This window comes from Ruegeria sp. CF3 (assembly GCF_056537365.1).
In genome coordinates, this window is the sequence record NZ_JBQFRK010000005.1 from 25,967 (window position 1) to 45,680 (window position 19,714).

Annotated in this window: 19 protein-coding genes and 1 tRNA gene; 10 read left to right on the forward strand and 10 right to left on the reverse strand. The window is 54.3% G+C overall.

Going from position 1 to position 19,714, the window contains the following annotated elements:
• Window positions 1-7: 7 nt before the first annotated feature.
• The 5 genes from ACR0KC_RS16260 to ACR0KC_RS16280 all read right to left on the reverse strand — a co-directional run bounded on the left by ACR0KC_RS16260 (window position 8) and on the right by ACR0KC_RS16280 (window position 4,554).
• Complete coding sequence (locus tag ACR0KC_RS16260) at window positions 8-457, reverse strand: MarR family winged helix-turn-helix transcriptional regulator (RefSeq protein WP_480771993.1); 450 nt, start codon at window positions 455-457, stop codon at window positions 8-10.
• Window positions 447-1,547 (reverse strand): Acg family FMN-binding oxidoreductase, encoded by a 1,101-nt coding sequence (locus tag ACR0KC_RS16265; RefSeq protein WP_223117475.1) that lies wholly within the window; start codon window positions 1,545-1,547, stop codon window positions 447-449. The genes ACR0KC_RS16260 and ACR0KC_RS16265 overlap by 11 nt, the downstream gene beginning before the upstream one ends.
• A gap of 216 nt (window positions 1,548-1,763) precedes the next feature.
• Window positions 1,764-2,441 (reverse strand): GntR family transcriptional regulator, encoded by a 678-nt coding sequence (locus tag ACR0KC_RS16270; protein ID WP_480771994.1) that lies wholly within the window; start codon window positions 2,439-2,441, stop codon window positions 1,764-1,766.
• The gene (locus ACR0KC_RS16275; protein WP_480771995.1) at window positions 2,438-3,469 is read right to left on the reverse strand and encodes a Gfo/Idh/MocA family protein; all 1,032 of its coding nucleotides are present in this window, start codon (window positions 3,467-3,469) and stop codon (window positions 2,438-2,440) included. The genes ACR0KC_RS16270 and ACR0KC_RS16275 overlap by 4 nt, the downstream gene beginning before the upstream one ends.
• Complete coding sequence (locus ACR0KC_RS16280; protein ID WP_480707009.1) at window positions 3,466-4,554, reverse strand: isocitrate/isopropylmalate dehydrogenase family protein; 1,089 nt, start codon at window positions 4,552-4,554, stop codon at window positions 3,466-3,468. Before ACR0KC_RS16280 ends, ACR0KC_RS16275 begins: the two co-directional genes overlap by 4 nt.
• Window positions 4,555-4,689: 135 nt before the next feature.
• On the opposite strand from ACR0KC_RS16280, the gene ACR0KC_RS16285 reads away from it, so the two are divergent.
• The 7 genes from ACR0KC_RS16285 to otnC are packed head-to-tail and all read left to right on the forward strand — an operon-like array spanning window position 4,690 to window position 11,012.
• Window positions 4,690-5,697, forward strand: a complete 1,008-nt coding sequence (locus ACR0KC_RS16285; RefSeq protein ID WP_170513339.1) for a Bug family tripartite tricarboxylate transporter substrate binding protein — start codon at window positions 4,690-4,692, stop codon at window positions 5,695-5,697.
• Window positions 5,698-5,753: 56 nt separating this feature from the next.
• Window positions 5,754-6,503 (forward strand): hypothetical protein, encoded by a 750-nt coding sequence (locus tag ACR0KC_RS16290; protein WP_480562753.1) that lies wholly within the window; start codon window positions 5,754-5,756, stop codon window positions 6,501-6,503.
• 4 nt (window positions 6,504-6,507) lie between these two features.
• Window positions 6,508-8,019, forward strand: a complete 1,512-nt coding sequence (locus ACR0KC_RS16295; protein ID WP_170408439.1) for a tripartite tricarboxylate transporter permease — start codon at window positions 6,508-6,510, stop codon at window positions 8,017-8,019.
• Window positions 8,019-8,306: a putative quinol monooxygenase gene (locus ACR0KC_RS16300; RefSeq protein WP_480707011.1), complete on the forward strand. Its 288-nt coding sequence runs from the start codon at window positions 8,019-8,021 to the stop codon at window positions 8,304-8,306. Before ACR0KC_RS16295 ends, ACR0KC_RS16300 begins: the two co-directional genes overlap by 1 nt.
• Complete coding sequence (locus tag ACR0KC_RS16305) at window positions 8,303-9,103, forward strand: N-acyl homoserine lactonase family protein (RefSeq protein WP_170408437.1); 801 nt, start codon at window positions 8,303-8,305, stop codon at window positions 9,101-9,103. Before ACR0KC_RS16300 ends, ACR0KC_RS16305 begins: the two co-directional genes overlap by 4 nt.
• On the forward strand, window positions 9,097-10,374 hold the full coding sequence (gene otnK / locus ACR0KC_RS16310) for a 3-oxo-tetronate kinase (protein WP_480771997.1): 1,278 nt from the start codon (window positions 9,097-9,099) through the stop codon (window positions 10,372-10,374). The genes ACR0KC_RS16305 and otnK overlap by 7 nt, the downstream gene beginning before the upstream one ends.
• On the forward strand, window positions 10,371-11,012 hold the full coding sequence (gene otnC, locus ACR0KC_RS16315) for a 3-oxo-tetronate 4-phosphate decarboxylase (protein WP_480707015.1): 642 nt from the start codon (window positions 10,371-10,373) through the stop codon (window positions 11,010-11,012). The genes otnK and otnC overlap by 4 nt, the downstream gene beginning before the upstream one ends.
• Window positions 11,013-11,275: 263 nt before the next feature.
• Here the strand turns inward: otnC and ACR0KC_RS16320 are convergent, their stop codons facing one another.
• From ACR0KC_RS16320 to ACR0KC_RS16340, 5 genes are all read right to left on the reverse strand, one after another.
• On the reverse strand, window positions 11,276-12,265 hold the full coding sequence (locus tag ACR0KC_RS16320) for a HupE/UreJ family protein (RefSeq protein WP_480592327.1): 990 nt from the start codon (window positions 12,263-12,265) through the stop codon (window positions 11,276-11,278).
• On the reverse strand, window positions 12,262-13,092 hold the full coding sequence (locus ACR0KC_RS16325) for a peptidyl-prolyl cis-trans isomerase (RefSeq protein WP_480707019.1): 831 nt from the start codon (window positions 13,090-13,092) through the stop codon (window positions 12,262-12,264). Before ACR0KC_RS16325 ends, ACR0KC_RS16320 begins: the two co-directional genes overlap by 4 nt.
• A gap of 158 nt (window positions 13,093-13,250) precedes the next feature.
• Entirely contained in the window at window positions 13,251-15,173 is a 1,923-nt protein-coding gene (locus ACR0KC_RS16330; RefSeq protein WP_480707021.1) for a DUF3604 domain-containing protein, read from the reverse strand.
• Between the two features lie 1,291 nt (window positions 15,174-16,464).
• Window positions 16,465-16,540 (reverse strand) — tRNA-Ala (locus ACR0KC_RS16335).
• Window positions 16,541-16,677: 137 nt separating this feature from the next.
• Entirely contained in the window at window positions 16,678-17,001 is a 324-nt protein-coding gene (locus tag ACR0KC_RS16340) for a TIGR02300 family protein (protein ID WP_170402007.1), read from the reverse strand.
• Between the two features lie 100 nt (window positions 17,002-17,101).
• Between ACR0KC_RS16340 and ACR0KC_RS16345 the strand changes: the two genes are divergently transcribed.
• The 3 genes from ACR0KC_RS16345 to ACR0KC_RS16355 all read left to right on the forward strand — a co-directional run bounded on the left by ACR0KC_RS16345 (window position 17,102) and on the right by ACR0KC_RS16355 (window position 19,714).
• Complete coding sequence (locus ACR0KC_RS16345) at window positions 17,102-17,794, forward strand: M48 family metallopeptidase (RefSeq protein WP_480707023.1); 693 nt, start codon at window positions 17,102-17,104, stop codon at window positions 17,792-17,794.
• Window positions 17,795-17,824: 30 nt separating this feature from the next.
• The gene (locus ACR0KC_RS16350; protein WP_170395556.1) at window positions 17,825-18,472 is read left to right on the forward strand and encodes a GntR family transcriptional regulator; all 648 of its coding nucleotides are present in this window, start codon (window positions 17,825-17,827) and stop codon (window positions 18,470-18,472) included.
• 111 nt (window positions 18,473-18,583) lie between these two features.
• The gene (locus ACR0KC_RS16355) at window positions 18,584-19,714 is read left to right on the forward strand and encodes a lytic murein transglycosylase (protein WP_480707025.1); all 1,131 of its coding nucleotides are present in this window, start codon (window positions 18,584-18,586) and stop codon (window positions 19,712-19,714) included.

Below are 19,714 nucleotides of genomic sequence, written 5' to 3' on the forward strand. Positions count from 1 at the left end.
GTTTCGGCTAGTCGCGCTCGCTGTCCAAAGTTTCGCGTATGAACGTCAGATTAGGCAATGATTCATGGAACGGTTCAGGCCCGATTTCGGACAAAACTGGAGCCAGGGATTCCGACATCCGCTCCATACAAGCTTTCAAAAACTCCGCGCCTTGCGGTGTAGGCCGAGCAATTTTCGAACGCTTGTCATTGGGGTTGGCCTCAAGAGTAATCAGGTCATGATTTTCAAGACTGGAGAGCATGTGCGTCATCGAAGTTTTAGGCACTTGAAACGCGTTCGAAAGTTGCTGTGGAGTTTCACCCTCGGGGCGCCGTACCAGATGGCCCAAAATTCCGAATTGAGTCGCCGTCATTCTACCAGGCAAGAACGCTTCCAGCTTGGTCGAGATCAACTGATTGATGATCCCGACTTCGGTGAAGAACCGGTAAACTTCCTTGGTCTCATCTTCAGGCTTCATTCAGAATTCGTGTCTCCAGCGGCCAGCGGGGTGTGGCAATTGGTTCAGGTCCATACCCCAAACGCAGCAACATTTGCACCGTGTGGTCCGGTGACGCAAGAAGCTCATGCGCCAGAGCGTATTCATCGGCCATCTCAGGATATTCCTGAAGGGCCTGGCTGACAGGATGAACGCCTAGGCCCATTTCGGTTGTCTTCAGGTAGAAACGCATCAACTGACGTCCTGCATCAAGTTGATCGCTTCGCGTATTTGTGGCTGTCGCGAGGACTGCGTATTGCGGTGTCGCGTCTAGCATAGCGAAGTAGTCTTGCATGTGCGCCTGAGTGCCTGGGTGATCAACGTTCATCAGGGTCTCATTGTCCAATAGGCCAGTAAGTCGCAGCGTTTCCAGCATGGGATCACGCAGTTCAATCCCGTCTGGGTTTGCGTTGATTTCTGCTTTGCCGATCCGCATCAGGTCGACGGATTCTCTAAGGGTCTGTGGAGTTCGCATTTCGATTTCAAAAGCGCGTTTTGTGAGGTCTCGAATACGGGCCACTAGATCCTCATCGGAAATCAGAGTGGCATAGTTTTCAAGGACCGATATTTCCGCCTCAGAGAGCCGCTGTTCAGTGTACGGTTCTTTATTTGAATGTCGGTTGAGGATTTGATCTGAGAGTGGATCGGATGCCCCGCCAGATACAAACATCGCTTCTGCGATAGGTCCGTCATTCCCATCTGGCAGTAACTCGACCTCAGTATCAAACCCGTGAGCACCTGCTGCCAGAACCATCGTTTCAACAAATGCACCGAGGCCAATATAGAGCTGGCGGTGGTAAGGATCGGTTTCCGGAAGCTCGCGATCTGTATCACGGTGGATCCGCACCTTGTCTTGCCCAACCAACTCGATCAGCCAAGGTTGCAAATTGTGCGGATTGGGGGCGAGAATTGCGTAGGACAAAGCAGCCTTGCGTGGGTCATCATACGGTTTCGGCGTCCACGGAGCTAAAGCTTCATGGGGTGTACGTGTCGTGAGAAACCCAGCCGCGCCCGTTGCCGCCAGTATTGTGCCTCCGCCTAGAATCTTGAGAAAACGTCTTCGGTTTGGCATCTTGACTCTCCAATAGTACGATATCGAACTAAATTAATACGAAATCGTACCATTTCAACCCCAATCGATGCAGTGATTGTTTGAGCGACTAGAAAAAAAGAAAATCAGAGCAGCCGGAGGCAACTGCGGGTTGCCGTGGTAGACAAGTATTCGGAGCGCCTTTAGTACCGAAAATAAGCAGATATTTTAGATGATTAATGGCCGGATACGAGAAGATCAGAGGCTGTTGAGCCGATGCTTTTCGAGTATCTCGCAAAGCATAGCCTTGGCTTGCAGCCTGTGTTCTCGATGACGTTCACGGGCGACATCCGGTCGACCTTCACTAATAGCATGGAAAACAACCCGGTGGTCTTCATTGGATTTGACGGGCAGGGGTCTGATGAACAAGGTCGTTGCGCGCGCGCGGCGCACCTGGTCGCTCATCATGGCGACAATCGCTTCGACCCGTTTGTTGCCGCCCAACCGAACGAGCTCTTGATGAAACAACTCATCGGCCTCGGCCCAGGCTTCAAGATCTTCGGATTCGATGGCTCGGTCCATCTTCGCAATTGATCCAGCAAGCACCGAAAGTTCATCTTCTGAATAACCCGCTTCGGCAGCGCGTTGTGCAGCGAGGCTCTCGAGCTCCGTCAGGATGTCGTAGATTTCACGCATATCGTCTGATGAAACCGGCAGTATCCGCACGCCTTTGCGGGGCCGCATCTCCAACAACCCCTTGCTTTCCAACATCAGCGCAGCTTCCCGTATCGGGGTGCGGGACATGCCAAGGGTCTCGGCGAGTTCCGACTCCAGATGGTCAGTTCCGGCTGCAAGTTCGCCGGACAGGATCATCTGTCGCAAATCCCTAACAGCGCGTTGCGTATTGGAAAGAGTTTTTGCGTCCTGATCCTTCACGGTGTCTCCAGGTTGATCTTTCGCCCTTCCGCAGCCGAGAGATAGATGTTCTCTTCGATGCGGATCACGTCCAAATAGTCTCGAGCCGTGTTTTCCAACGGCGTGCCTCTTAGAAGGCCTGAAACGACGTGACTTTGCAAGGCGTGGACGCAGTCGCCTCCAAACCCATCATGATCGCTTGGAGGTAGAATCTGCTGTCGCTCATGTTCTCCAAAAACGCGGAGTTCTACTGAACCGTCGCCGTTAAGAACCAGTGATCCTTCGGTTCCTTCGATGAGCGCTTCGCCCATGGTTTGACGCAGGTTTTCGGCACTGTGGTCAAGGCATCTGTTGCCATCGAACAGAGCTTTCAAACCGTTGGGGTGGTCAAATAGGATGTAACCTGCGTCCTCGCCCGCGATAACCGGGTTAACTTGGCGCAAGTCCGCGTAAACTGCGCTGGGCGCATCGAACAAAAATCGGAATGTGTCTACCCAGTGAACCGCTGTTTCATGAACTAGGAAACGTGGCATTTCCTGAAAGTACGGCTGCCGGTCAAGGTAGGCTTGCGGTCCCTTTCCGTCGCCGGGCCGAAGCCGGAAAGTCGCTTGGAGAGGTGTGCCAATTCGACCCTCGGTCATCGCCACCTTGATTGCACGATACCAAGGCTGAAAGCGAAAGTTCTCGTGTACAACAATAGTTGCACCAACCGCTTCAGCCTCTGAAACGATCTTCTCCGCTTCATCCAAAGACTTGCAAAAAGGTTTTTGGCAGATCAGCCATTTTATGCCCGAATGCAGCGCAGTTCGAATAGCGTCGGCTTGCGCCACAGGTGGAAGGATGATGTCCACGAGATCTGGTTTTTCCGCCTCCAGCATTGTTGACAGATCATCGTAAGCGGCCAGTCCTGTTTCCTTCGCTTTGTTGATATCACGGTTGCAGGATGCAATCGGAACCGCTCCGGGCATTCGGGACCAGCTTTCGTAGTGGAACCTGCTGAAATACCCCGCACCCACACACGCGACCCTGATGGTATGTTGAGTATTCATGCCCGCAATTCTTCCAATACCGATGAGGCAGCGTCCTGCGTTCCGGCGGTGCCACCAAGGTCACGAGTCAGGTTCTGTCCGTTTGCAGTCACCTTTTCCACGGCTTCACGCAATCGTTCGCCGTCATTTGACAGGCCTGGGTGATCACGGGTCAAACCCAACCATTCAAGCATCATTGCTGCGGACAGGATCATCGCAAAAGGGTTGGCAATACCCTGTCCTGCAATGTCTGGAGCGGAACCATGGCAGGGTTGGAATACAGCGTGATTCAACCCGATATCCGCTGATGGAGCCAGTCCAAGACCGCCCATAAGACCTGCACCAAGGTCGGAGAGGATGTCTCCGAACATGTTCTCGGTCACCAAGACATCGAACTCCCAAGGTTTTTGGACCATCCACAGTGCGGTGGCATCAACATAGGCATGGTCTGCCTGCAATTCGGGATGGTTTGCAGCTTCTGCATCAAACATCGATCTGAAGAACGCAAAGGCGCGGAACACATTGGCTTTGTCGACACATGTAACTCGACCCCGACCGCGCCCGGTTCTTTTGCGGTTCTGGGCGAGTTCAAACGCGAAACGGAACAGTTTTTCGGACACCTCACGAGTGATCAGCAAAGTTTCACGTGCTTCGTGTTCAGTAACTTCGCCAGCGCCTTGGGTGAAGAACAGTCCTTCTGTGCTTTCGCGTATCAAGACAAAGTCGATCTCTTTTCCGGGAGGCAACGCCAATGGGGTCATTTGTCTACTGCTTACCTTTACTGGCCGCACCCCAGCGAAAAGTCCCAGCTGCTTTCGCAGATCAATCTGTGGTGAAATCTCGGTTCCGTCAGGGTAACGAACATCCGGCAAACCCATTGCAGATAGCAGAATCGCGTCGGCGTTGCGTGCAGTTTCGAGTGACCTAGCCGGAAACGATTCTCCAGTTTTGGCGTAGTGGCCTGCGCCCGCCGGAGCGTCTGTAAACACCAGTTCGTAGGAAGGACTGCCGCGCGAGAGCTGACGCAGAATTTCAAGCGTAGGGGCCATAATTTCCGGGCCGATCCCGTCCCCATGGAACACCGCGACATCGTAAGTCTTTTTCATCTTGGCCCGCTTCCTTCCAGTTTCGCATTCATAGCGCGATAGCAGCTTTCGCTACAGTCCGTTGACAACGCATTCTTTAATGTATACGCAAATAAATGCAATAATAAACGCAAAGATGTTTGGGAGGACTTGGAAATGAAACTGAAGCTAGGGCAGTTGGCGGCCGCAGCCGTGATTGCAACCGGGATTTCAGGGGCTGCTACCGCGCAGGATTACCCTTACCGTGATATCACCACAGCTGTGGTCTGGGGGGCCGGTGGCGGCACGGACACGATCAACCGAATGATCATGGCCGAAATGGAAAAACACCTTCCAGTCTCGATCAATGTGATCAACCAAACCGGTGGGGTCGCAGGCTCCAACGGCATGGTCTACGTCATGAACCAACCAGACGATGGCTATACACTGGTTGGTCTGTCTGAATCGAACGTCACCGCTGCTGTGCAGGGTGGTTGGGATAAGAAATTTGACTTTTGGTATCCGTTTATTGTTGGCGGATCACCCGATCTGATCTCGGTTCCAGCGGACAGCCCTTACAACACTCTGGAAGAACTGGTCGACGCTGCCAAAGCCGCTCCTGGCACTATTCCCGCTGCCGCGTCCGGCGCGGGTTCGATCCACCACTTGAATCTTCTCGCCATCGAGAAAGGGTCCGGTGCAGAGTTCAAGTTTGTTCCATACAAAGGCTCAGCGCCCGGGCAGGAAGCGGCGATAGCAGGTGAGGTTGCGTTGGTTGTGACTTCGCTGGCTGAACAAGCTCCTTTGATCGAAGGCGGACAGTTGAAGCCACTTGCGATGTTGACACCGGAAGATGCGCAGATTGCCGGAGCTACAGTGCCATCTGCCTTTGGCATCTATGACGGTCTCGACAAGTATCTGCCACTAAAACAAGCCATCGGATTTGCCGTTCACAGCTCGGCTGGAGATGATGTGAAGGCGGCCCTCGGCGATGCGTTCGAGCAGGCGATTGCATCCGATACCGTCGCTGAATGGGCTGAGGCAAACAATTATGATGTCGGTGGTCAACACGGCGAAGAAGCTCAAGAATTGTTTGCGAACCTTGAGGCTACTTTTGCCTATACCTTGCAAGATTTGGGCGCTGCCACGGTCGATCCAGCCTCGCTGGGTATCGAGAAGCCCTAATCCGATCAATTTTGGAAGGGCGCGTTTGATCGCGCCCTTTCCTCTAGGAGGCAGGCATGGACAAAATCGACGAAACACTGGTCATGCGGACCCGCGATTTCTGGGCTGCGATTGTTCTAATAACAGTGTCCGTCTTTTTCCTTTGGAAGACGTTGGATATCCCACTTTGGGGTGAAAACCGCGCAGGTGTAAGTGGGTCGGACTGGTACAACTCGGCTGCAATTGTACCGTTGTTCATCTTCTGTGGATTGCTTGTGTTGTCCTTCGTCTTGTTGGCTACTTCGATCCGCTCAGGTGGAGCCCAGAACGCGCTCACGGCTTTGGGGATCGGTTGGGATAAGTCGGAAGCCTATCGAGCATCAACAATAGGCCTGATCCTTCTTGCATACGTCGTCGGACTGGTTCCCAGAGTGGACTTCATTTTGTGCTCGGGGTTACTGATTACAGCTTTGACTTACGGTTACTACGGCGGTCACGCGCGGCGTGCTTTGGTGGCCTGTGTCGCAGTTGTCTCTGCCGGGCTTTTTGCGTTCGCTGTATTTCCCGCGCAGGCGGAATGGAATGCACACAGTGATGATTGGTTTACACTGGCCCTATGGGTCTCGCTATCACTTGTGGTGTTGACCAAAGCGGCTTCCGAACGCGTTTTGCGTATTGTGCCAGTCGTCGCAATATTGGCCCCGCTGATCCTCGTTTGCGCGATGGCCTTTATTTTCCGACAGAACGTGCCCGCGCGCGGGGGGCTGATCTTCAAACAAATCGAATACCACTACTACGTGACGCTTCGTCCGTTATGGAAAGACTGACCGGATGGACTTTATCCTTTCGCAACTGGCTGGGTTTGGGACCGCATTCGTTGGCCTGGCAGTGGACCCGCTGACCTATCTGTATTTGATTGCATCCGTGTTCCTAGGCATAACGTTCGGCGCATTGCCCGGCCTGACCGCAACGCTGGCAGTGACGATCCTGACGGGATTTTTCGGCAACAAGATTCCATTGGACTATTCGCTTATCGCTTTGCTCGGGGCCTATGTCGGCGCGATTTACGGCGGCTCTTACCCGTCTATTCTGCTGAACATTCCCGGCACAGCAGCCAGCGCGGCGACGGCCATGGATGGCTACCCTCTGGCCAAAGCAGGTCGAGGGGGCGAAGCACTTGGTCTGACCACAACGGCCAGCTTTATCGGTACGGTTATCGGGACGATCACGCTTTTGATTTTTGTCTGGGCGCTGCTTTTGGTTTCGAAGAACATCGCGAGTCCGGAAAAAGCACTCTTGGCTTTGTTTGGCATCCTTCTATCTGGCACGCTTATGAGCGAGGATCTGGTGATCAAGGGATGGATCGCCGGTCTGATCGGGCTTGCAATGTCTATGGTGGGGCTCGATCCGCTTCTGTCTGAGCCGCGCTATACATTCGGCTGGTCTTACCTGTTGAGCGGGTTTCAGGTTGTGCCCGTTTTGATGGGGGCCTTCGCCATCCCCCAAATCATCGACGGCTTGAGGCATGTTGAGGCCGGGAAAGTTCTGGCCCTGAAAGGTCGCATCCTTCCGAACCTACGCTCCATCCGACGCTACCTGCCCACCATTGGTCGGTCAGGAGTGATTGGGACCGGGGTAGGAGCGCTTCCTGGCGTCGGCGAAGATGTCGCCGGTTGGGTCAGCTACGGTGTCGGCAAGACCGTATCTGCCGAGGGCGACAAGTTCGGAAAAGGGTCATTGGAAGGTCTGCTATGCTCTGAAACAGCAAACAACGCCTGCATTGGGGGCGCGCTAATCCCGCTTTTGGTTTTGGGCATTCCCGGTTCACCACCCGCCGCGGCTTTGATGGGGGCTTTCAAGATCAACAACGTGATCCCGGGCCCCACGATAGACCCCGAGATCATTCTGCGCGTAGTCGCAATCCTGGTGTTGGCATCCCTGACTATGTTCTTGATGGGCCTGTTCACTGCTCGGGTCTTTATCAAAATACTCGCCATACCGCAGACCATCTTCTTGCCGGTTGTGATGGTTCTGACAACAATCGGGTCCTTCAGCGTCGGTGGTGGCATCAATGATCTCTACCTGATGCTTGGTGTCGGAGCCGTCGCCTATTTTATGAACCTGATGAAGTACCCAATCGCTCCATTGGTCATTGGGGTTATACTGGGAAGCCTGTTTGACGAAACTTTCCGCCGATCGCTGTTCTTGTCGGACGGGGATCTTTCGGTCTTCTTTTCGCGACCCGGTGCGGCCATTCTACTTGTGCTCAACGTTGGTCTGATCCTCAGCCAACTGCCCATGGCAAAGCGCGCTTTCTTACGTTTGAAAGGACTTTCCGTCTGATGTTTGTGGTTACCGTCACCTTCACTCTCAAGCCCGGTACGAGAGAAACCTTTTTGCCGCTAATGGTCGAAAACGCTTCAACCTCTTTGCGTGAAGAACCCGGATGCCAGCAGTTTGACGTTTGCCTCGGCGACGATCCCGAGACAGTTTTTCTCTATGAGGTTTATGATGACAGCGTGGCGTTCTCCGCCCACCTAGAAAGCGCGCATTTCCAGTCCTTCGATACGGCTGTGGCTGATATGATCGCCACCAAGACTGTTCAACAGTATTCCGGGGTCATCCGATGAACGATTGGGAAATTCACGCCGTGAAATACGCGGATCGCAATGCCCGCACTCGACGCGACAGCTTCATATTGGATGACAATCACGATGCACCTCACGCGATGGACTATTTCGTTTGGGTGCTCAAGCGTGGCAACAAAGTTATACTGGTCGATACCGGATACGACAGCGACGAGGCAGCCGCCCGTGGACGTCCCATTGTGATGGACCCACGCGAGGCTTTGCGCCCATTGGACATCATGCCCGAAGCGGTGACCGAGGTTATCGTGACCCATCTCCATTATGACCACGCTGGGGGGCTGCATATGTTCCCAAATGCGAAGTTGCACATGCAATCGGCGGAAATGGCCTTCGCTACAGGTCCCTGCATGTGCCACGACCACTTACGCGCGCCTTTCTCGGCGGGCCATATCTGCGAGGTCGTAAAGCGCCTCTATTCAGGCAAGGTCGTGTTCTACGACGGAGAGGCCGAGATAGCAGATGGGGTGACCGTACACTGTATCGGCGGGCATTCGCGGGGGTTGCAATGTGTTCGTGTAAGAACAGCAGCCGGGTGGATGGTTCTGGCCTCGGATGCCTCGCATTACTACGAGAATTTCATGGCGCGAAAAGCTTTTCCCATCGTCGTCGACCTGCAGGACATGATGGATGGTTTCGAGACACTCGAGAAGTTAGTCTCGCATCCTCGACTTATCGTGCCCGGCCATGATCCACTTGTGCGCGAGATTTTTCCCATCGGAGCAGCACCGCACATCCATAGGCTGGATCCAGGGCCGACGAAGGACATTAGAATATGCTAATCGGCGTCATAGCGGACGATTTCACTGGTGCGAGCGACATTGCGAACACCTTGGCAAAGGGCGTCGAGCCGGAAGGTGGATTAAGAACCGCGCAGTTTCCAGGTATTCCGGATACCCCGGCCGACAAAGAGATCGAAGCGGGTGTGATCTCACTCAAGAGCCGCACTGCACCTGTCGAAGAAGCTGTTGCGGACAGCCTGCGAGCCCTGCGATGGCTTAAAGATCAAGGATGCCGCCAGTTCATCTTCAAGTATTGCTCGACTTTTGATTCCACTAGGCAGGGAAATATCGGCCCGGTTGCGGAAGCGTTGGCCAACGAACTGGGCGCGCAAAAGGTGGTTTTCTGTCCAGCCTTTCCGACAACGGGGCGCACCATCTATCACGGCCATCTATTTGTGTTCGGCAAGCTGTTGAACGAGTCCGGGATGGAAAATCACCCTCTTACTCCGATGACGGATGCCGACATCAAGCGTTGGTTGCAATATCAGACCCAAGAAGCGGTTGGGTTGGTTTCAATTGACGCCGTGACGCAAGGACCAGAGGCGATTGCTACTGCTTTGCGGTACGTCGACGAACGCTTTGTGATCGGTGATGCGATTTCGGACGAGGATTTGCTGGCCTGGGGCGAGGCTCTGAAGGATGCCCAGCTCATTACTGGGGGATCTGGGATAGCGCTGGGGCTACCCAAGAACTTCGTCAGAAAAGCTTCGTCCAAAAGAGGTGGCAGTGTATTCACAGGTATCGCTGGGCCCGCCGCTATCCTTGCAGGGTCTTGCTCAGGTGCGACCCGTGGTCAGATCGATGTTCATGCGAAATCCCATCCGACCTTCGCCATTGACGTTCCGGGTGTTATGTCCGGGGATGTGACTATGCAAACGCTTCTGGATTTCTTTGAAACGCATTTAGGTCAGGCACCGCTAGCGTATTCATCGGGAAGCCCGGAGGATGTGCGGGCGATCCAAGACCAATTCGGTCGGGAAGCGGTTGCAGAAAAACTGGATAGTCTCTTTGCAGTTACCGCCCGAGAACTTGTCCAAAAGGGCTACAAGCGATTGGTGGTGGCAGGGGGAGAGACGTCGGGAGCTGTCGCAAAGGCTGTTTCTGAGGCACTGGGATCACCGGCCATGCCACTAGGGCCAGAGATCGACCCGGGCGTACCAGTCTTGAGCGTTGGAAAAACTGAACCCATTGCGCTGGCTCTAAAGTCTGGAAACTTCGGCGCTCCGGACTTTTTCGCTAGGGCGCTCAAAATGATGGAGGCAGGCAAATGAGTTCTGAAGAACAGGTACTGCGACAACAGATGTCCGAGCTGTGCGCCTCGCTGTTTGCGCGTGGATTCTCCGTCGGCACTGCTGGAAACGTCTCTGCACGTCTGCACGACGGCATCCTCATGACACCAACCAATTCCACCTTGGGCGATATCGACCCCGAGCGCATCGCTAAGATTGATTTGGATGGCAACCACGTCTCCGGTGACAAGCCGACCAAGGAGGTCTTTCTGCACCAAGCCTTCTATGAGACGCGGCCAGAAGCTGGCGCCGTGGTCCATCTGCATTCGACCTGGGCCACCGCACTGTCCTGTCTGGAAGACACCGATCCCAATGACTGTATTCCACCACTTACACCTTACGTGGTCATGCGCGTCGGCACAGTCAAACTGGTTCCATACGTCAAGCCGGGCGATCCGAAATCTGGTGATTTGATCCGCGATCTGGATGGCAAATATAGTGCGGTTCTGTTGGCCAATCACGGTCCCGTCGTATCGGGAGAGGATCTGTTTTCAACGGTCTCTGCAACAGAAGAGCTGGAAGAAACAGCCAAGTTACTCCTGGCGCTACGGGGGATGCCAACCCGAATGTTGGATACAGAACAAGTCGCAGAACTCAAAGAGACTTTCGGAGGCACTTGAGCGGACACCGAATAGAGTTGTGTGCCAACCTTTGGACATATCGTGTAAAACTATGCGCAAATGCCACGTAAACTTATGGGCAAACTTCCAATATCTTCACTAATGAAATCAATATCGGAAATGGAGCGTTACGAGAGCACCTTCATCGTTTGGAACTATGACCATATGCAAATTCGGGAAATATGGGCGAGTAAATGTCATTCACTATCTGTGCGAGCAGTTGTTAAGAAAGCTTAAGAAGAGAGCATTGAAAGCCATTACGATTAAAAGCTGCCTACTCGTTCAATTAGCCAGTACATCGACACCGAACCGATGCTATAGGCTGTAACAAGCGTTGTCTTTTGGCTGACAGGAAGCGCAATAAATCGCCAGACTATAAGCAGGATAGCCAAAGCTCCGACAAAACTCAGTTGTCCGGCCTCGACACCAAGGTTAAATGCAAGCAAGGCTGCGGGAATATCGTTAGAGGGAAGTCCTATCTCGGCTAAAGCGCCAGCAAAACCAAGACCGTGCAAAAGCCCAAATCCGAAACAAACGATCCAGGGGCTCTGTTCTGAAAGCCGGAGCCGACCTTCGCTACCCTTTACAATCTCCATCGCCAAAAAAACGATGGAGAGCGCAATAACCGCCTCGACCGGTGGGCCGGGAACATTCAAAACGCCGAGTGTTGCCAGTGCTAGTGTTATCGAATGCGCAAGCGTGAAAGCTGTAACGGCTCCCACCAGTCTCCAGGGATCACGGACCAAAACAAACAGTGCAAAGACAAACAGCAGGTGATCCCAGCCTTCTAGTATGTGTTCATAACCCAACTGAAAATAGGCTATGAAAACAGACCATGTTGTCTGTTCAAAAGGTATGTTTTGGATGGCAGCATCCGGGGTGAAACGAAGCGTGGCAGGCTCGGCGTGCAGAGGATGCACACGGACCAAAACGTCGTTCTTTTGTGCCGCCAGTCCGTCGATCTCGATGGATTGGCCCGCGATCTCAGCACGGCATTCGACAACCCAGGAAGAAACCCACGCTCGCCCATCGGAGATTGGGTCAGGGCCGTGTGAGGGTGTACAGCCATCCGGTAACACCGCATCAATCGCCATTGGTTGACCATACACATCTGGTTTTCGCCAATGGACACTCCAAGTGTCCGTAGTGATTTGTCGAATTTCCAAGTATCCCGGATCAAGCGCATGCGCGTTGGCGTACCCCGTGGGCCACGCGAACAGCAGAGCAAACATCAAGCTGAAGAAGAAGTTCATTTGACCTGACCTGTGAGATCGGGTGCTGTGATCTCATAATTGTCGGCAAGAGCTTCGTATTGCGCCTGCGCCAAATCTTCGCTCATGGCGCGACGCCAATCACGAAGCACCACACTGTGGATCTCTTGCAAGCGAGGTATCCGGCTTGGTTCAATGGCAAGCACTTTCACCAGATGGATGCCGTAACCTGATTGGACCGGCCCCATCCACTGACCTTTTTCGAGATAGGCGAGACCATTGGAAAATCCGGTTCCAAAGACCGAGTCGATTACCCGTGTCGCGGTTAGGGGCATTGATGCAGGCAGCAGTGTCGCGCTTTCCAAGCCGGAAGTCCCTTGCTCCGCACGCAAGGCGGCCAGTGCCCTTTCAATCTCGGTCTCACTTGGTTCTTCACCAAGAAAAACTTGAGTGAACGCGACCTTATTGGGTGTCGCGTAGCGGTCCGTGTTTTGTTGGAGGAAAGCCTCTAGATCTTCGTCTTCTGGAATAACTGAAGCGGCGATGGCTTCGGTCAGAAAATCCATCTTTTGGCTCAGCCGCGATCTAATCACGCTATCTCCGCGTTCCAAGCCAAGCTTTCTTGCTTCCCTAACTAAAACTTCTTCGCGAATTGAAGCGTCGACCAACGCTTGTAGCTCAGAACCGCTTGGCTGGCGTTTCCACCTCGCTTCGAACTGTGAAGCTAACAGCGCGGCATCACTTTCGCTTATCGCTATCGTCTCCGGATCTGCAGCGGCGTCGTTATCTGGTGATATTATGTGGAACCAAATGAATATGGCAGCTCCGATCAAGAAGAAATGGAACAGAGGTTCTTTCACTATTCGCATGAAGGCTCCTGCGTGAAACGCGATACGGCATTATGTTTTATGCTGGCATCAGGCAGTTGAGTAACACAAGGAATTGCAACTCAAGGCGCGCCGCTTATCATAAGAGCGTCCCGAGTTAGTGATTGCGACCTGGGTCCCCAAATCTGCACGAAGTAAGGTCACTCTGCCGGCGTGTACCAAATCGGCGAGGAATACGCGCGCTCCTGATGCGTAAGTACCGCATCTTCTGGCAGCTCCGCACCAAACCTCAGTTTGTCGTACAACACCCAGCGTGGGGTTGGGATTTCGAGCGCACGTACGTAATAGAATGCCCGCGCATTTGGATCGAAATCAGGATCAGACCAAACAGTTACCAGTTCGGCGGTTCCAATTGTATTGGTCCAGCTGGCGGTTTCCAGATCCACGGTATTCCCAACCGCAGGGATCTTGCCGTTTTGATCGGCAACACGGTTGTCCGACCATGCCACGTCATAGACGTTTTCCTGCAAAGCACCTTCGGAATCGAGCCATCCCTTTATCACCTGCACGCGATCCAGGTTGGCCCCGACCGGGTCGCGCAGAGCAGCGATCAGGAATGTGGGCGGACCTTCACCCTCGCGAGGTCGCAGATCCGAACCCATTGGAACACCTTTTGTGTAGCCCACATCCGCAAGGAAGCGAGTTTCAACATCAGCGTCATCGAAATCCCATCCGCCAAAGAACCGCAGACCAATCCGCGGTCCAGTGCTCGCGTAGGTTTCGCGCCGCTTGAACGCATCGAAGATCGCTGCGCGAGTATTGTCGGTCGCCCAAACGGCCGTGTACCCGGAAGCTACAAGGAGGTCGCCAGGAATTTCGCCAAGATCGTTGGCGATGAAAGGATGCTTTATTCTCGTGGCCGAAGGTTCAACGCTGACGGATTTTCCGAAGAAGTTGTCTTCCTCAGCAGTTGCCAGAGACGTATGGCTGTCCGTCGCGCCGCCCATGCCGAACTTATATGGGTTCACGCCGAACTTCTCTTCCAACAATAAACCGCGCTTCAAAGCTTCTCGGGCGTACTCGCCGGCCAGCATGTCATCGGTTTTCAGCTCGGTTATGTCGAGATTGCCAACGTCCCAGTTTTCGTAATCCGCGAATTCGTCGTCGGGGCTCAGATAGGGGTGCGCTTCGCCGTCGCCCTTGATCTGAGTGACTTCGTAATGGGGCTCCCATTTTGCGCGGGCAGCCACATATTCCTCGTCGACCTTGCCACCGTGATAGGTGTCTTCGGTTGGGAACATCCATCCGTTCGACAGGTTGCCATTATGGGCGAAAGCTACCGCGCGACCGCCAGTATTCTCCTGATACTCTTCAAGCCAGGCATAAAGCGCCTTTGGATCAGTATCACCGTAGGGAGGTTGCGTAACCGGAGGCACCATTTGAAGCGCTCTGATGGGCCCATCACGCAGCATGACGTTCCGGTGCAGGTTGAATCCTTTTGGTACGGAGGTCCACTCAAAGCCAATGAAAGCAGTAAAATTACCGGGATCGTTATGTCGATCTGCTGCAAGGACAATGTTCTCCCAAGTAAAGGCAAAAGCATCGGCACCTGGGCTGTAAGAATTAAGAAGAACTTCCGGCAGAGTCATTTGCGAGAAGTTGGTGATAATGTCGAACGCGGCCTTTCCGGCCGCTTCGCCGCCAGCCATGTACCCTTCGTACCACTCCAGACCTTTTGGATCGGCAAGAACGCCCGGTTTGCCAGCTTGCAGATCAGGGGCAAACCCCATCAAGTCTGTGTGGTCTGTTAGGACCATCCAGTCCAAAGGCCGGGCTAGCCGAACAGGCAGTCCAGTCGAAGAAATGACCTGTTCGCCCTTGGCGAAACGCCAGGCGTCATCCGGTAGCAGGGTGTTCCCAAAAGCACCGGCGTCAAGCGAAAGCCCGGTGTGAAGGTGGGTGTCCCCCCAAAGCGGGCGTTCAGGGAAGCTGCGATTTGCGTAGGGAGAGTAAGGTTGCTCTGAGAACAAGCCTTCGGCTGCTTCTTCACTGGGCACAGCGTCGGCAAAGACACTCGTTGGTGCCAATCCCAGAGCGAAAAAGCTTAGCAACATACGAAGCATTGTGACCTCCCAAATCAACTTTTACCCGGTTGTTTCGATAGACTATATCACAACAACTTCATATTCGCATTTCCTTATGTCACAACGAGTTTTCTCTTAGGGAAATTTTTAGTTGATAGCGTCATTGCGGCGATGCAAGAATTAAGTGAGGCCTAGTAGACCTATCCTATAGTGTCCCGATGGGCGTGTAGCCTGAAAAGATACCTTCAGACAACTTTCCGGTCTGAGGATGAGGAAATGAGATATGAAAAAGGAAATCAAATGTCTCATATCCGCACGGCGCGCATCGCACGAAACAAACAAGCACGCGCTCGCAAATTCCTGAACTATTGCGGTGAACTGCCGTGTGAATTCCCTGCTAAGACAAAAGTCCCGGCGAATTATTCGTGGTGTTCACCGGACCTTAATCGTCGGAGTGACCTCGACGCCGAACAAGAATGTTTAGAGAAAAACACGACTTTCGCCGTCCACTGGCTTTTGGCAGCAATATCTTCCACAGTTACAACGTTTTACGGCGCGCCAATCTTGGCAACGGCCATTGAGGAGTTCATAAATTGCGTTGACTTCACCGGGACCGAAGGGATGAGGTCTGGAACAAGTGCATCTGGCAACGGGGGCGTAGTCATTTTGTCACTTTCAGGGGTGCCCAGAAGTAGATCCGCTAGGCTTGCCAACAGCTAGTTCCTTTCCGCCACCGGCAGACATCGCCGTACTCAGCACAGTTCTATTTCTGGCGATCTTTACGAAGAACGATTGTATTTACCAAAATCGACCCACTACGGGGAAGCTTACAAAGACCCCATTTCAACTCAGCGACTGAAGCGGTATCCTGTGTAAGTCGAAATACATACAAGCACGACTGCTGCGAACGCTGGATCAATGAGTTCCAAGCTCATTTCGCCCAGCATCATTGCCTCTAGGGGCCGAGTTCATCCCTAAATGCGTTTGTCTTCTTTGGTACTTCCGTGAAGTGCTCATGCACCTTTGTGCGCAGTTCGCCGTGGTTTATGCCTTATGTTTCTATGTGCTTTGTTTTTATGTCGCCGCGCACTGCAAGACGCCGTGCCAGAGTACCAGCCTCTTTAGGGCATCGTTTACGCAAAAACATCCGAAGGGTCCTTCGTTTGGTGTTTGGTCTATTGTGGGGTTTTGGTCTTGTGTCGGGCAATGGCCAACGAAAGTAGTAGATGTCATGTCTGGACATTGAGAGATACGCATGCAGCTTCATTTTGTGTCACACCTGTGTGTCACACCGCTCTAATGCTTGCTATCCAGTTGTATTGTTAGGTTTTGGTGGAGCCTAGGGGAGTCGAACCCCTGACCTCTTGCATGCCATGCAAGCGCTCTCCCAACTGAGCTAAGGCCCCATACAGGTACCGTCGTAACGGTGGACGGACGTTTATGAGACGCCGTCGATGAGTGCAAGTCCTAAAATCGGAATCCGCAAAAAATTCAGACCGACTTCGCAGGCCGGGTCGAGGCGGCGGGGCCGCCTCGGGATCCATCAGTTTTCGTCTTCTGACGACATGTCCTTTATATCGTCTAGTGAAACGTTGTCGCCGTCGTCATCGTCGTCCAGCAGATCGTCATCCAATTCGACATCGACATTATCGTCATCATCCAAAACGATGTCTTCGTCCGACGACGCTTCGCGCGCCTTGACCGATGCGGCATCTTCAGCATCCGCGGCGATCATCCGGCTTTTTCCGGTATCCAGCTCCACGACCTCGCCCGTATAGGGGCTGACGATCGGGTCCTTGTTCAGGTCGTAAAACCGTTTGCCGGTTGTCGGGCAGACACGCTTTACGCCCCATTCTTCCTTGGGCATATCAAATCCCCTTGATATCAGGTGAATCTCATCAATGATTCAGGTCACCTGCCACATGCGGCAGGCACTGTCAAAGCCTTTGCGCAAAGGAGGCCCACCCATGGGGCGACACGCATTGCCCGGAACACCTCCGGTGCCGCTGACACTGCGCAGATCGGCGCGCGCACGGCGGATCAGTTTGCGAATTTCCCAATTGGATGGACGGGTTACGCTGACCTACCCGACAGGGGTGGCTGAAGCCGAAGCGCTGAATTTCGCACAGCAGAAAGAGGGCTGGATCCGCGGGCACCTGCAGGATCGACCCAGCATTGAAGCAGTTGGCGTAGGGCAGTTCATTCCGATCGAGGGTACGGCGAGGCGAATCGTTCCTGCATCGGGGCGGAGGGTCTTGCTGAGTGGCGATGCGATCGGGGTTCCGCCCGTTGCCGAAGCACGGCGACTAGCGCGGTTTCTAAAAGAGCTTGCCCGCGATCGTCTGACCGGTGCGTGCGATGATTACGCGGCGATGCTGGGGCGGTCGTACAGTAGCCTTACTTTGCGCGATACGCGTTCGCGCTGGGGGTCGTGCAGTTCTGCGGGCGGGTTGATGTTCTCGTGGCGGTTGATCCTCGCCCCACCAGAGGTTCTCCATTATGTGGCCGCGCATGAAGTGGCGCATCTTGCCGAAATGAACCACTCACCTGCGTTCTGGGCACAGGTCGAGCGTATTTTTGGCCCTTACAAAGAACCACGCCGCTGGCTGCGAGACAACGGGGCAGAACTGCACAGATATCGCTTCGACTCCGTCGCTTGACCTTGGCGCGATTTGTGATCACATAAACTCATGTTAACCTCACGCCCCGCCGAGTCTCATACGGCAACCCATGATCGCGTTTATCGCGCCCTCAGATCCCGCATCATGCATGGAGAGATTGCCCCGGGGCAGGCGTTGACACTGCGCGGGATTGGCAAGGAATTCGGTGTGTCGATGACTCCGGCGCGCGAGGCGGTGCGGCGTCTGGCGGCAGAAGGTGCTTTGTTCCTGTCCACGTCCGGTCGGGTATCAACGCCGGAACTCACGCGCGATCGGATCGAAGAGCTGGCGGCGCTGCGCGCGCTGCTTGAGGTTGAACTGGCCAGCCGGGCCCTGCCGCGCGCGCATATGGCGCTGATTGACCGGTTGCAAAGCATCAACATGGCAGTGGCCGAGATGGTCACGAAACGCGATGCGGTGGGATATATCCGTGCAAATCTGGAATTTCACCGCACGCTGTATCTACGCGCACAGGCCCCCGCGATGCTTGCCATGGCCGAAACCGTCTGGCTGCAGCTGGGTCCCACCATGCGTGCCCTATACGGTCGGTTGCGGAGGACCGAGCCACCGCACTACCATCGCCTGATCATCGCAGCACTCAAGGCCGGGGATGAGCCTGGGTTGCGACTAGCAGTGCGTTCGGATGTGACACAGGGCTTGCGCCTGCTTGTTACCTGAGCGGCTTGTTGCCCATCTCTCAACTCAGTTGATTTCGGATGTCGCTTTGCTGGCTTGAGCGACCGGGCTGCGCTATTCTGAACGCAAATCACAACAAGAGCAGATTTAACCATGATTAATCGAAGAGTGTTTTCCTTAGGGCTTGGTTCAACCCTGTTGGCGGCCTGTTCCACAGGCACCGCACCCAACAGTGCTCCGGCTTCGCGGATGCGTGCGGTTCCGAACGCAGGATGGGATGCCTGGGTGGCCAGTTTCAAAAACCGGGCAGCGTCACAGGGCATTTCACAGACTACCCTTAACCGAGCGTTTCAAGGCGCCGGATATCTACCCGACGTGATCGAACGCGATCGCAATCAGGTCGAATTCAAACGCTCGCTTGAGGATTATCTGGCGATTGCTGCCTCGGATGAACGGATCAGCACTGGCAAGCAAATGCTTGTGCGGCATGCAGGAACCCTGTCGCAGATCGAAGCCCAATATGGTGTCGACAAGGAGGTCGTCGTGGCTGTTTGGGGCCTGGAAAGCCGTTATGGTGCACGGCGCGGCGATGTGCCGGTGATCTCGGCAACGTCGACTCTGGCCTATGACGGGCGGCGCGGAGCGTTTTTTGAGAAGCAACTGGTGGCGGCGCTGAAGATCATTCAAGAGGGCGATACGACCCCGGCTAACATGACCGGCAGCTGGGCCGGAGCGATGGGCCACACACAGTTCATTCCGACGTCTTACCTTGCTTATGCGGTCGATTTCACCGGCGACGGGCGGCGCGATATCTGGTCCGATGACCCAGCAGATTCACTTGCGTCAACGGCGGCTTATCTGGCACGTGCCGGTTGGGTGCGAGGGCAGCCTTGGGGCGGTGAAGTGGGCACGGTTTCGGGCACGCCGGCGGCAGTGCTGCAACCGCAGACGCCCGGCCCACGTATTGCTGTGTTCCGCAATTTTCAGGTGATCAAGCGCTACAACAATTCGGACAGCTACGCGATCGGCGTGGGTCATCTTTCTGATCGCATTGCTGGCGGCGCGCCGTTCCAAGCGTCATTCGGGCCGGATGCGACCGGTTTGACGCTGGAGGATCGTAAAGAACTGCAGCGCCGCCTGACATCCGCGGGCTATGACACACTAGGCGCAGATGGTGTTATCGGCAGGAATACTGAGGCGGCAATTAGCGCCTACCAGCGCGCCAACGGGTTGTCCGTGACTGGCCAGCCTTCGGTAGCTCTGTTGCAGCGGTTGGGTGGCTGA